10 protein-coding genes are annotated in these 13437 nt (G+C 60.8%); 8 read left to right on the top strand and 2 right to left on the bottom strand.

What is annotated here, in order from left to right:
- Positions 1-174: 174 nt before the first annotated feature.
- From msub_RS11510 to msub_RS11485, 6 genes are all read left to right on the top strand, one after another.
- The gene (locus msub_RS11510) at positions 175-1443 is read left to right on the top strand and encodes an MFS transporter (protein ID WP_048496149.1); all 1269 of its coding nucleotides are present in this window, start codon (positions 175-177) and stop codon (positions 1441-1443) included.
- A 122-nt stretch (positions 1444-1565) separates the two neighbouring features.
- On the top strand, positions 1566-5309 hold the full coding sequence (locus msub_RS11505) for a nitrate reductase subunit alpha (protein WP_048496148.1): 3744 nt from the start codon (positions 1566-1568) through the stop codon (positions 5307-5309).
- Positions 5306-6880 (top strand): nitrate reductase subunit beta, encoded by a 1575-nt coding sequence (gene narH, locus msub_RS11500; protein WP_048496147.1) that lies wholly within the window; start codon positions 5306-5308, stop codon positions 6878-6880. Before msub_RS11505 ends, narH begins: the two co-directional genes overlap by 4 nt.
- A 10-nt stretch (positions 6881-6890) precedes the next feature.
- Positions 6891-7631: a nitrate reductase molybdenum cofactor assembly chaperone gene (gene narJ, locus msub_RS11495; protein ID WP_048496146.1), complete on the top strand. Its 741-nt coding sequence runs from the start codon at positions 6891-6893 to the stop codon at positions 7629-7631.
- 20 nt (positions 7632-7651) lie between these two features.
- On the top strand, positions 7652-8329 hold the full coding sequence (gene narI, locus msub_RS11490; RefSeq protein WP_048496145.1) for a respiratory nitrate reductase subunit gamma: 678 nt from the start codon (positions 7652-7654) through the stop codon (positions 8327-8329).
- A 200-nt stretch (positions 8330-8529) separates the two neighbouring features.
- Positions 8530-9336: a peptidylprolyl isomerase gene (locus msub_RS11485; RefSeq protein WP_048496144.1), complete on the top strand. Its 807-nt coding sequence runs from the start codon at positions 8530-8532 to the stop codon at positions 9334-9336.
- 9 nt (positions 9337-9345) lie between these two features.
- On the opposite strand, the gene msub_RS11480 is transcribed toward msub_RS11485, so the two are convergent.
- Complete coding sequence (locus tag msub_RS11480; protein ID WP_048496143.1) at positions 9346-10086, bottom strand: TrmH family RNA methyltransferase; 741 nt, start codon at positions 10084-10086, stop codon at positions 9346-9348.
- Positions 10083-11729, bottom strand: coding sequence for an NAD(P)/FAD-dependent oxidoreductase (locus tag msub_RS11475; RefSeq protein WP_048496142.1), 1647 nt, complete (start codon positions 11727-11729; stop codon positions 10083-10085). Before msub_RS11475 ends, msub_RS11480 begins: the two co-directional genes overlap by 4 nt.
- A gap of 163 nt (positions 11730-11892) precedes the next feature.
- On the opposite strand from msub_RS11475, the gene rlmE reads away from it, so the two are divergent.
- Together rlmE and msub_RS11465 are read left to right on the top strand one after the other, a co-directional pair.
- Entirely contained in the window at positions 11893-12516 is a 624-nt protein-coding gene (rlmE, locus tag msub_RS11470; RefSeq protein ID WP_048496141.1) for a 23S rRNA (uridine(2552)-2'-O)-methyltransferase RlmE, read from the top strand.
- A 165-nt stretch (positions 12517-12681) separates the two neighbouring features.
- Positions 12682-13431, top strand: a complete 750-nt coding sequence (locus msub_RS11465) for a Crp/Fnr family transcriptional regulator (protein WP_048496140.1) — start codon at positions 12682-12684, stop codon at positions 13429-13431.
- The last annotated feature ends 6 nt before the right edge of the window (positions 13432-13437 follow it).

The raw sequence follows: 13437 nt of genomic DNA, 5'->3' as shown, positions 1-13437 counted from the left end.
TGTACATCAAAGCGTCGGGGTGACCGGGTCAGGTTATGCCCGGGCCTGTAGTTCCGTGATACCTCATTGAGGATAGTCAATTACCCCAATGGTTGATATCCCATCATAATCTTTGACCGTTTCGGGAGCAAAAGATGAAACTTAAAGACAGGTTTATTTTACAGAGTGACGGTAATGGAGTCCGAGGCGGATCGAACAGACGAGCGGTTGGCGTCACTGGCAGTGGTGCTGCCGTTGGCAGTGGCTGGCTTTGTCATTGCGGCCGGGTGCTGGACCCTGTTTGCGGTTGTGGGCGTACACCTGCGCTCCGAGCTGAACCTCGGCAATCTCCAATTCGGGTTCCTGTTGGCAATGCCCATGGCGGTCAGTGCGGCGCTGGCTGTTCCTGCCGGGCTGGCTGCCCAGAAGTTCGGTGCCCGCCGGGTAATGCTGATCTGTCTGGCAGGGCTTGCCGCCTGCATGGTGATTCTGCTGACCACCGATACCTTCCCGGGTTATCTGGTGGCGGCTGGCGGGCTTGGCCTGGCCGGCGGGTTCTACAGCGCCGGCCTGCAGTTCGTCACCAGCCATTGCGAGTCATCGCGGCTCGGGCTGGTACTGGGAGTGTTTGGTGCCGGAGTTACCGGGGCCGGTTTCAATTATTACCTGGTGCCGCTGTTTCACCAGGCATTCTCCTGGCACGGGGTTCCGCTGGCTTACCTGATTGTGCTGGCACTGGTTCTCGCGCTCCTGCTGATTCTCACTGATCCCGAGGACGCGGCAGCGGATCCGGCGGCGGAAACCTCGGTCAGGGTCCTGCTGCGCCAGATGAAGCACAGGCGCGCCTGGCAGTTGTGCGGCTATTTTGGCGTTGTGGCGGGCAGCTTCTTTGCCCTGGCGTTATGGTTGCCAGACTACCTATCGGCCCAGTTTGCCCTGCCGGTGGACTCCGGCGCCCGCCTGGCACAATGGTTTGTTATTCCCGGTGCCCTGGCCCAGATTGTCGGAGGCGGGCTTTCGGATCGGTATGGCAGCGCCAGGGTTGTCAGCCGTGCGCTGATGGTGTGCCTTGTGGCCCTGTTCCTGCTGTCCTACCCACCCATGACCCTGTTTATCCAGGGCGTTGATGCGACCATTCGTGTTGAATTTGCCCTGCCCATGCCGGTGGAGGGATTTTTCATAGTGACCCTGGGCCTGGCGATGGGCTGCACCATGGCCAGTCTGCAGCGGATGGTGATTATTGAAAACCGCCCGGTGGCGGCGTTCGTTGCCGGTCTGTTGCTGGTGGGTGCCTGTTCCGTGGCTTTTGTCCTGCCGGTGATCTTCAGCAGCGTCAACCACTGGCTGGGCGTGCGCAGCGCGGTCTTTATGATCATCTTCCTGTTACTCATCAGCTGCCTCTTCCTGTTTGCCCGGGAGAGTCGCCGGCACGAGCGCGAAAGCCTTCTCCACCCGGGGATATAAGCGATCTACCCCCAGGGTGGTAGAGGTGGGTTATGAGGTAGTAACCACGCAGATTTTGCGGTTTTTCTCACGCACAATGGTCTCAAATCGGAGAAACGATCCGGAAGACGGAGAGAGAGACCATGAGTCATTTGATCGACAAACTGAATTACTTCAGGAAGAAGCGCGAGCCGTTCGCCGACGGCCACGGCGAAACCCACGAGGTCAGCCGCGAGTGGGAAGACAGCTACCGCCAGCGCTGGCAGCACGACAAGATCGTGCGTTCCACCCATGGCGTCAACTGCACCGGCTCCTGCAGCTGGAAAATTTACGTCAAGAACGGCCTGGTGACCTGGGAAACCCAGCAGACCGATTACCCCCGTACCCGTCCGGATCTGCCCAACCACGAACCCCGTGGTTGCCCCCGCGGCGCCAGCTACTCCTGGTACATGTACAGCGCCAACCGCCTGAAGTACCCGCTGATGCGCAAGCACCTGATGAAGCTTTGGCGCGCGGCAAAGGTTGAGCACAAGGACCCGGTGGATGCCTGGGCTTCCATTGTCGAAGATCCGAAGAAGACCGCCGAGTACAAGCCTCGCCGTGGCATGGGCGGCTTTGTGCGCTCCAACTGGGACGAAGTCAACGAGCTGATTGGCGCGTCCAACGTGTACACCGCCAAGACGTATGGCCCGGATCGGGTGCTTGGCTTCTCGCCGATTCCCGCCATGTCCATGGTTTCCTACGCCGCCGGCAGCCGTTACCTGTCCATGATCGGCGGCGTCTGCATGAGCTTCTACGACTGGTACTGCGACCTGCCGCCGGCCTCCCCGCAAACCTGGGGCGAGCAGACCGACGTGCCGGAATCCGCCGACTGGTACAACTCCGGCTACATCATTGCCTGGGGCTCCAACGTGCCCCAGACCCGTACGCCGGACGCCCACTTCTTTACCGAAGTGCGCTACAAGGGCACCAAGACCGTTGCCATCACGCCGGACTACGCCGAAGTCTCCAAGCTGTCCGACGAGTGGATGAATCCCAAGCAGGGCACCGACGCAGCCCTGGGGATGGCCATGGGCCACGTAATCCTGAAAGAATTCCACGTCGACAAGCCCAGTGAATACTTCACCGACTACGTACGCCGCTACACCGACATGCCCTACCTGGTCATGCTGGAAGAGAAGGACGACGGCAGCTTCGTGCCGGGCCGCTTCCTGCGCGCCAGCGATCTGGTGGACGGACTGGGTGAAGAGAACAACCCCGAGTGGAAAACCATCGCCATTGACGAAGCATCCGGTGAGCTGACCGCACCCAATGGCTCCATCGGCTATCGCTGGGGCGAGAAGGGCAAGTGGAACCTGAAGCAGACCGCCAAAGGCTCCGATGTAAACCTGCAGCTATCCATGGTCGAGAAGCACGACGACGTTGTGGACGTTGCCTTCCCGTACTTCGGTGGTATCGAACACGACTACTTCAAGCACGTGGAAATCAAGGACATCCTCAAGCACAAGCTGGGGACCCGCAAAGTGCAACTGGCGGATGGCTCCGAAGGTCGTGTGGTGACCGTTTATGATCTGATGGTGGCCAACTATGGCATCAGCCGTGGCCTGGGTGACGACGACGGCGCTACCTCTTACGACGAGGTGAAACCCTATACCCCGGCCTGGCAGGAAAAGATCACCGGCGTACCCGCCGACAAAGTGATCCGCATTGCCCGTGAATTTGCCGACAACGCCGACAAGACCAAGGGCCGTTCCATGGTCATCGTGGGTGCCGGTATGAACCACTGGTACCACATGGACATGAACTACCGCGGCCTGATCAACATGCTGATCATGTGTGGCTGTATCGGTCAGAGCGGTGGCGGCTGGGCGCACTATGTAGGCCAGGAGAAACTGCGCCCGCAGACCGGTTGGCAGCCGCTGGCCTTTGGCCTGGACTGGCAGCGTCCGCCCCGGCACATGAACTCCACCTCCTTCTTCTACGCCCACTCCGGCCAGTGGCGTTATGAAAAACTGGGTGTGGACGAGATCCTGTCGCCGCTGGCGGACAAATCGAAATTCGGTGGCAGCCTGATCGACTACAACGTGCGTGCCGAGCGCATGGGCTGGTTGCCGTCGGCTCCGCAGCTGAACCGCAACCCGCTGGGCATCGCCGCAGAGGCGGAAAATGCCGGAATGGAAGTTTCGGACTACGTGGCGCAATCCATGAAGGACGGTTCCCTGGCGTTTGCCAGCGAAGATCCCGAAGCGCCCCAGAACCATCCGCGCAACATGTTTATCTGGCGCTCCAACCTGCTGGGTTCCTCCGGTAAGGGCCACGAGTACATGCTCAAGTACCTTCTGGGCACCCGCAGTGGCCTGCAAGGCAAGGATCTGGGGCACGAGGGCGGCGCCAAGCCGACAGAGGTCAAGTGGCACGACGAGGCGCCGGAAGGCAAGCTCGACCTGCTGGTGACCCTGGACTTCCGCATGTCCACCACCTGTCTGTATTCAGACATCGTTCTGCCGACGGCCACCTGGTACGAGAAGAACGACCTGAATACCTCCGACATGCACCCGTTCATCCACCCGCTGACCGCCGCCACCGATCCGGCCTGGGAAGCGCGCAGTGACTGGGAAATCTACAAGGGCATTGCCAAGGCGTTCTCCAAGGCCACCGAAGGTCATCTGGGTGTCGAGAAAGACGTGGTTACCCTGCCGCTGCTGCACGATGCGCCGGCCGAACTGGGCCAGCCGTTCGATGTGAAGGACTGGAAGCGCGGCGAGTGCGACCTGATCCCGGGCAAGACCGCGCCCAACTTCATCACCGTTGAGCGGGATTACCCGAACACCTACGCCCGTTTCACCTCACTTGGCCCGCTGATGGACGAGCTGGGTAACGGTGGCAAGGGCATCAACTGGAACACCGAGAAAGAAGTGAAGTTCCTGGGGGATCTGAACTTCAGGCATATCGACGGTGCCAACGCTGGCCGCCCGAAGATTGAAAGTGCCATTGATGCGGCGGAAGTGATCCTGACCCTGGCTCCGGAAACCAATGGCCAGGTCGCGGTAAAAGCCTGGGCGGCGCTGTCCGAGTTTACCGGTCTGGATCACACCCATCTGGCCAAGAACAAGGAAGAGGAGAAGATCCGCTTCCGGGATATCGTGGCGCAGCCGCGCAAGATCATCTCCAGCCCGACCTGGTCTGGCCTGGAAGACGAGCACGTGTCCTACAACGCCGGCTACACCAACGTGCACGAGCTGATCCCCTGGCGCACACTCACCGGTCGCCAGCAGTTCTATCTCGATCACGAGTGGATGCGGGCGTTCGGTGAGAGCCTGCTGGTGTACCGCCCGCCGATCAACACCAAAACCGTGTCTCACATGCTCAACCAGCGCAGTAACGGTAACCCGGAAAAAGCGCTGAACTGGATCACCCCGCACCAGAAATGGGGGATTCACAGCACCTACAGCGACAACCTGCTGATGCTTACCCTGTCCCGGGGTGGTCCGATCGTCTGGCTGAGTGAAGACGACGCCAAAGAACTGGCCATCGAGGACAACGACTGGATCGAACTGTTCAACGCCAACGGGGCCATCGCGGCCCGGGCGGTGGTGAGCCAGCGGGTGATGCCCGGCATGGTGATGATGTACCACGCCCAGGAGCGGATCGTGAACATTCCGGGCTCGGAAATCACCGGCACCCGGGGTGGTATCCACAACTCCGTGACCCGGGTGTGCCCGAAGCCTACCCACATGATCGGCGGTTACGCCCAGTTCTCCTACGGGTTCAACTACTACGGCACCGTAGGCTCCAACCGCGACGAATTCGTGGTGGTTCGCAGGATGCACAACGTCGACTGGCTCGATGGCGAAGGCAATGACACTGTTCAGGAGGCTGTAAAATGAAAATCCGTTCCCAAGTCGGCATGGTGCTGAACCTGGACAAGTGCATCGGTTGCCACACCTGTTCAGTGACCTGCAAAAACGTATGGACCAGCCGTGAAGGCATGGAGTACGCCTGGTTCAACAACGTCGAGACCAAGCCCGGTATCGGCTACCCGAAAGAGTGGGAGAACCAGGACAAGTGGAAAGGCGGCTGGATGCGCGACAGCTCCGGCAAGATCCGCCCGAAGATCGGTGGCCGTTTCCGGGTGTTGGCGAACATTTTCGCCAACCCGGACCTGCCGGAAATTGACGATTACTACGAGCCATTTGATTTTGACTACCAACACCTGCATACCGCCGGCGATACCAAGCACCAGCCGATTGCCCGGCCGCGCTCGCTGATCTCCGGCCAGCGCATGCAGAAAATCGAATGGGGCCCGAACTGGGAGGAAATACTCGGTACCGAGTTCGCCAAGCGCCGCAAGGACAAGAACTTTGACCAGGTACAGGCGGATATCTACGGCCAGTTCGAAAACACCTTCATGATGTACCTGCCGCGCTTGTGCGAGCACTGCCTGAACCCGGCCTGTGTCGCCAGCTGCCCGAGTGGTGCCATCTATAAGCGGGAAGAAGACGGCATCGTGCTGATCGACCAGGACAAGTGCCGTGGCTGGCGCATGTGTGTCTCCGGCTGTCCGTACAAGAAGATCTACTTCAACTGGAAAACCGGCAAGTCCGAGAAGTGCATCTTCTGTTACCCGCGTATCGAAGCCGGTATGCCCACCGTGTGCTCAGAGACCTGCGTGGGCCGGATTCGCTACCTGGGCGTTCTGCTGTATGACGCAGACCGCATCGAGGAAGTGGCCAGCGTTCCCGGTGAGCACGAGCTGTATGAGAAACAGCTGGAAATCTTCCTGGACCCGTTCGACCCCAAAGTAATCGAGCAGGCCAAGAAAGACGGCATTCCGATGAATGTCATCGAAGCCGCCCAGCAGAGCCCGGTCTACAAGATGGCGGTGGACTGGAAACTTGCCCTGCCTCTGCACCCGGAATACCGCACCCTGCCCATGGTCTGGTACGTGCCGCCCCTGAGCCCGATCCAGTCCGCGGCGGAAGCCGGCAAGGTCGAATTTGACGGCATATTGCCGAAGATCGAAAGCCTGCGGATCCCGGTGAAGTATCTGGCCAACCTGCTCACCGCTGGTGACGAGAAGCCGATTGTCCGGGCCCTCAAGCGGATCATGGCCATGCGTCTGTACAAGCGCGCGGAGACCGTGGAAGGCAAGGAAGACCTGCGTGCCCTTGAGGAAGCCGGGCTGACCAAGGCCCAGGCGGACGAAATGTATCGCTACCTGGCTATCGCCAACTACGAGGATCGCTTTGTGATCCCCACCAGCCATCGCGAGCTGGCGAAGGAAGCCTTCCCCGACGCGACCGCCCACGGCGAGCGCGGCGGCTGCGGCTTCAGCTTCGGCGACGGCTGCAACGGCGACAGCAAATTCAACATGTTCGGTGGCCGCAAACAGACCACCAGCATGGTCCAGAAGTTGTCGACCGTGAAGCAGGTCGACCCGAAACAACTGCAGGAATAAGGAGGCCAAGATGCAACTTTTAAAAGTACTGGCACGGGTGCTTGAGTACCCGACCGACGAACTCCAGGCCTCCAAAGATGCCCTGATTGCCGCTGTCCTGGAGGACAGCCGGTTGCCCCGGCAGAACAAGGAGCAACTGCTGCGCTGCGTGGACATGCTGTGCGATGGCGACCTTCTGGACATGCAGGAGAACTACGTGGGCATGTTCGACAAGGGCCGGGCTACCTCTCTGCTGCTGTTCGAGCACGTGCATGGGGAATCCCGGGATCGTGGCCAGGCGATGGTGGACCTGATGGAGGAATACCGCACCAACGGTCTGGAGATTGATGCCCGGGAACTGCCGGACTATCTGCCCCTGTTCCTGGAATACCTATCCACTCGGCCCTGGGACGAAATCCGGAACTGGCTGGAGGATATCCACCATATCCTCGGCTTGCTGGGCGAGCGCCTGTACCAGCGGGAAAGCTTCTATCACGTGATGATGGACTCCCTGCTGGTGTTGTCTGGCCGTACCGCAAACCGCCAGGAACTGGCCCGGATCGTTGCTTCGGAAGAGCGTGACGACACCCCGGAGGCCCTGGACAAAGTCTGGGAAGAGGAAATGGTGAAGTTTGTCGATGATCAGGGCAGTTCCTGCAGTACTGGAGGCGTTGTCGGCCAGCGCCGCCGCGAACTGGAGCAGACCCAGACCATTCACCTGAGTGATCAACTGATGACGGACGCCACGCCCCGTCAGGCCGGGCGTGCCTGAGGGCACAGGAGGAAACAGCCATGTCCTATCTCAATACACTGTTATTCGGAATCTATCCCTACCTCGCGCTGGTCGTCCTGTTTATAGGCACCTGGGCCCGGTATGATCAGGGCCAGTTCACCTGGCGGGCGCAATCCAGCCAGATGCTGCGCAAGAAAAACATGGTCATTGCCAGCGTGCTGTTTCATGTCGGTATTCTGGTGATTCTGTTTGGTCACCTGGTTGGCCTGCTGACGCCCCACTGGGCGTATGAATGGCTGATCTCTGCCGGGCAGAAACAGGTGATGGCCATCGTAGTTGGCGGTATCGCCGGCGTGATGACGCTGGTTGGCGGCGGCATGCTCGCCTACCGTCGCCTGACGGACCCACGGGTGAAGGCCAGCAGTACCTTCGCCGACAACATGATCATTGTGGTTCTGGTGATTCAGGTGGCCCTGGGCCTGCTGACCATCCCGCCAACCCTGGGCCATCTGGACGGCGGCAATATGCTGCGCCTGGCAAACTGGGCGCAGGGGATTTTCACCTTCCAGGGCGATGCAGCGGAAAACCTGCTGGGCATGGGCTGGATCTACAAGATTCATATCCTGCTAGGGCTGACCATCTTCGTGCTGTTCCCGTTCACCCGCCTGGTGCACATGCTCAGCGTGCCGGTGGAGTATTTCGGGCGGAAGTATCAGGTGGTACGCAAGCGGGCGTAATGGTGTGAATTGAGGCGACAGTGAAGGTGTCGGATTACGCGTGGCGGGGCCACGCTAATCCGACCTACCTGAGCCCGAAAGCAGGAACGTAGGTCGGATTAGGCGAAGCCGTAATCCGACAAAGCCCCATACAGCCCCCGGATACACGTAGGTCGGATTAGCGAAGCGTAATCCGACAACCAGATCAAAAGGTAACCATCATGCAACTGATCCCTGTTGGCGAAGCCGAAAAGCCCAGAAACCAGTTCCCCCCGGTCTACGTGGGGGACACCCTCATCTTTGAGGACGACATTGCCCGGGAAATGCAGCACCACCCCGCTGAAGAAGTCGCCGAAGCCTGGCACGAGGCCGCCAGAAGCCTTGTGATCCGCGAACTGCTCCTGCAGCAGGCCAGCCGCCTCAAGCTGGGCGACATCGCCGACGAAGAAGACCGCATCGCCCGCGTGCTGGAACTGGAACTCAACGTCCCGGAGCCCACCGAGCAGGACTGCGAGCGCTTCTACGCCGCCAACCCGGCCCGCTTCCGCAGTCCGACCCTGATGGCGGTCAGCCACATCCTTCTCGCGGCCGCCCCGGACGACGCCCAGGAACGCATGCGCCAGGAAGAGGCCGGCCGACAGTTGCTATCCTCTCTGCTCAATGGCCGTGCCCGTTTCGCCGACCTGGCCAAACAGTACTCTGCCTGCGAATCCCGCCACCAGGGCGGCAGCCTGGGCCAGATCAGCAAAGGCCAGACCGTGGAAGAATTCGAACGCCCGGTTCTCAGCCTGCAGGAAGGCCTGAACCCGGAACTGATCGAGAGCCGGTACGGCTGGCATATCGTGCGAGTCGACCAGCGAATCGACGGCGAATCGCTGCCCTATGAGCACGTAAAGCCGCAGATTCGCCAATACCTGAGCGAAAGCGTGACCAGACGAGCCTTCCGCCAGTATTTACAGGTGCTGGCGGCGGAAACCGGTGTGGAGGGTGTTGATCTCGAATTACCGGATTCGCCCCTGATGCAATAGATCAAGGACTTAAGCAGATGGGCTACCCCGGTTCAGCTCATACACCGCCATATTGACGGCCGAGGCCAGATTCAGGGATTCAATGGCTGCGGCGCCGGGGATGGTGAAGCGCCGCGCACTCAGGCTGCTCAGTGCTTCGGCAGGGACGCCCCGGGCTTCGTTGCCGAACAGGTAGCAGTCGTGGTCCCGGAACCCGGGGCGGGCAATGGTTTCGCCGCCGATGTCCAGGCAGGCAATGCGCGGGTAGCGGCTGGCGAGTGTATCGAGGCTGACGTCGGTCTCCACCGGCACATGGAAGATGGCCCCCATGCTGGCGCGCACCACTTTCGGATTATAGGGATCAACGCTGCCGGGGCTGAGCAGGCAGCGCATGCCGCCAAACCATGCCAGGGTCCGCAATATGGTGCCAAGGTTGCCGGGGTCCTGGGCTTCGTGCAGGTACACGGTTTTTTCTCCCGCAACAGGCTGGCTGGTCACCGGCGCTGGCAAGGGTACAACCGCGAGTATGCCTTGCGGGGTCTTGGTGTCCGCCAGTTGCGCCATTTGCCGGTCGCTGATCAGTTGCCGGGGCCAGCGGCTGGGCCAGTCCTGATAGGTGCTGGTGACCAATAGCCGGGCCTGCCGCCAGTGGGGGTTGGCTGCTGCCGCTTTTTCCAGTTCCAGAACCAGGTGCTCGCCTTCCACCAGAAAGTGCCCGAGGGACTGGCGGTATTTCTTCTGGTGCAGCTTCCTGATGTCCTCCAGCTTCACAGTTCGGCTCCCCGGTTTGCACCGGTTGACTGAAGGTCTGCCAGCATTGCGGTGGCGACCGCCTCGGCGACCTTGATGCCGTCCACGCCGGCGGAAAGAATGCCGCCGGCGTATCCGGCACCTTCACCGGCCGGGTACAGGCCTCGGGTGTTCAGGCTTTGCAGGCTTTCGCGGTCGCGGGTCAGGCGCACCGGGGATGAGGTGCGGGTCTCGATGCCGGTCAGCAGCGCATCGGCCCGGTCAAAGCCCCGGATCTGTCGCCCGAAGGCCGGCAGGGCCTCACGGATGGCGTCGATGGCGTAATCCGGCAGTGAAGACGCGAGGTCGCCCAGGCGGATGCCAGGCTTGTAGGAGGGCATAACGTCGCCAAGGTTCTCTGACGGTTTGCCGGCAATAAAGTCGCCAACCAGTTGCGCCGGCGCGCAGTAGTCGCTGCCGCCCAGAACGTAGGCATGGGCTTCCAGCGTTTCCTGCAGTTCCACACCCGCCAGTGGGTCGCCGGGAAAGTCCGTTGCCGGATCAATATTGACGACGATGCCGGAATTGGCGTTACGTTCGTTGCGGGAGTACTGGCTCATGCCGTTGGTTACGACCCGTCCGGGTTCCGACGTGGCGGCCACCACGGTGCCCCCCGGGCACATGCAGAAGCTGTACACCGCGCGGCCGTTGCTGGCGTGGTACACCAGCTTGTAGTCTGCCGCACCGAGGGCCGGGTGGCCGGCGTATTTGCCCAGCCGGGCATGGTCGATCAGGCTTTGCGGGTGCTCGATCCGGAAGCCGATGGCAAAGGGCTTGGCTTCAACGAACACACCGCGCCCGTGCAGCATGCGGAAGGTATCCCGTGCGCTGTGGCCCAGGGCCATCACCACATGGCGGCTCATCAGTTGCTCGCCACTGGCCAGTTGCACGCCCCGGACCTGGCCGTCTTCAACCAGCAGGTCGGTGACCTTGTGCTCGAAGCGGATTTCGCCCCCCAGACTGATGATTTCCTCCCGCATCCGGGATACCACGCCGGTGAGGCGGAAGGTGCCGATGTGCGGCTTGCTGACGTAAAGAATCTCTTCCGGGGCGCCCGCCCTGACGAACTCAGCCATGACCTTGCGGCCGTAGAACTTCGGATCCTTGATCTGGCTGTAGAGCTTGCCGTCTGAAAACAGGCCGGCCCCGCCCTCGCCAAACTGGACGTTGGATTCCGGGGACAGCTGCTTTTTGCGCCACAGGGCCCAGGTGTCCTTGGTGCGGCGGCGGACATCCTTGCCGCGCTCAAGAACAATGGGCCGGAAGCCCATCTGGGCCAGCAACAGGGCGGCAAACAGCCCGCAAGGCCCGAGCCCGACCACAATCGGTCGTTCGGCCAGGTTTGCGGGTGCCTCAGCGACCGGGTGGTAGGTGGTATCCGGCGCCGGGCGAACATGGGCATCGCCGGCAAATCGGTCCAGCACGGCGACTTCGTCCTGCACGGCCAGGTCGATGATGTAGACGAACTTGATCTCGCTGTTTTTCTTGCGGGCGTCGTAGCTGCGCTTGAACACGGTGAAGTGCAGCAGTTCCTCGTCACGGAGCTGCAGGCGTTGCAGGATGGCGGCCCGCAGGGCGTCCTTCGGGTGATCAAGGGGTAATGCCAGTTCGGTAACGCGGATCATGGGATTTCCTGGCCGCCGGATCATGGCCCGGCAGGTTGCGGTTGGCAAAGTGAGCCCATTGTACTGTCGTGCAGGGGGCTTGTCAGGCCGCCAGGCTGCTTTTGCGGTGCCGTATGGGGGAGCGTACAATGCGGGCTTCCCCGCAGTGAACAGAAGGCAGCCCATGGCCCGTTCCAAAAGCAGTAACCGCTGGCTCGAAGAGCACGTCAACGATCCCTTTGTGAAACAGGCCCAGCAGGACGGCTACCGCTCCCGTGCCAGTTACAAACTTCTGGAAATCAACGACAAGGATCGCCTGATCAAACCCGCGGCGCTGGTGGTGGATCTGGGTTCCGCGCCGGGTGGCTGGTCCCAGGTGGCTGCCAATCTGGTGGGTCATAAGGGCCGTGTGGTGGCGTCGGATATTCTCCCGATGGACGCCATCGCCGGGGTGGAGTTCATCCAGGGGGATTTCACCGAACAAACGGTGTTTGACGCAATCATGGCCACCCTGGATGGTGCCCGCGCAGACGTGGTTATCTCTGACATGGCACCGAACATCAGTGGCGTGAATGTGGCGGACCAGGCCGCGTCCATGTACCTGGTGGAGCTGGCCCTGGACATGGCCTGCCAGGTGCTCAAGCCGAAGGGCAGCTTCGTCGCCAAGGTGTTCCACGGCGAAGGTTACGACGCCTATGTCAAAGCCGTGCGTGAGTGCTTCGACAAGGTGGTGGTGCGCAAGCCCGACTCCTCAAGGGCGCGCTCCCGGGAAGTGTATCTGGTGGCCAGGGGATTCCGGAGCAACTGATACCTCGCGGCCACGAAACTGGTTAGTAATGATAATCTTTGAGTTAGGTCAATTACTCCCGAATAACCCCCGTACTACCCCCATGGGGGGAGCGACTTTCAACCAGTATCCTTCTAGTATCTAAAACATGATTTTGGATGCATGAATATGCAGAGGGATACATCAATGGTGCCCACACAAACGGCTGAAACCCGCTACACCAAACCCGTCCTTGTTGCCGTCAATAAACCGTTTGACGATGATGACGGCCTGAGGACCCTGCGGAGCCACCCCCTGTTTTCGGAGCTCGATGGCAAAGACCTGAAGCACCTGGTCCAGCAATCCCGCCGGCTGCGTCTGGGGCATCACCAGTTGCTGTATCGCCAGGACATGCCTGCGCACCATTTCTTCTTCGTGATTACCGGCCGCTTGCGTCTGTACCGCCTCGACTCCTCCGGGATTGACCGTACCCTGGACAGCATCGCCCCGGGCGACTGCTTCGCCGAAGTCATGATCTACGCCGACCCTCCCCAATATGCCTGCTACGCGGAAGCCCTGAGATCCAGCGAAGTGCTGATGATTCCGGTCAAGGCCTATCAGGACATGATCGAAAGCAATTCACAGTATGCCCAGGCCGCGCTCCGGCACTACGCCAAAAGGGCTGTTTCCCGGTTTCACGATCTGGAAATCATGACCGTACAGAACGCCCGGGACCGGCTGATCCGTTATCTGATTGATCTGCTGCCCAACGGGACGGAAGAGGGCGGAGAGGTGGAGTTGCCACTGCCCAAGTGTCTGGTGGCCTCCAGGCTGGCCATGCAGCCGGAGACCTTCTCCCGGATTCTGGCCGATCTGAAAGCCAATGGGCTGGTGCGGGTCAACCGCAGCCGGCTGTTCATTTCAGACCCCCAGCGGCTTATCGAAATCAGCCAGTGATCAACC

This window comes from Marinobacter subterrani (assembly GCF_001045555.1).
In the GTDB taxonomy this organism is placed as follows: Bacteria; Pseudomonadota; Gammaproteobacteria; order Pseudomonadales; family Oleiphilaceae; genus Marinobacter; species Marinobacter subterrani.
This window is presented reverse-complemented; position numbering and strand designations above follow the sequence as displayed.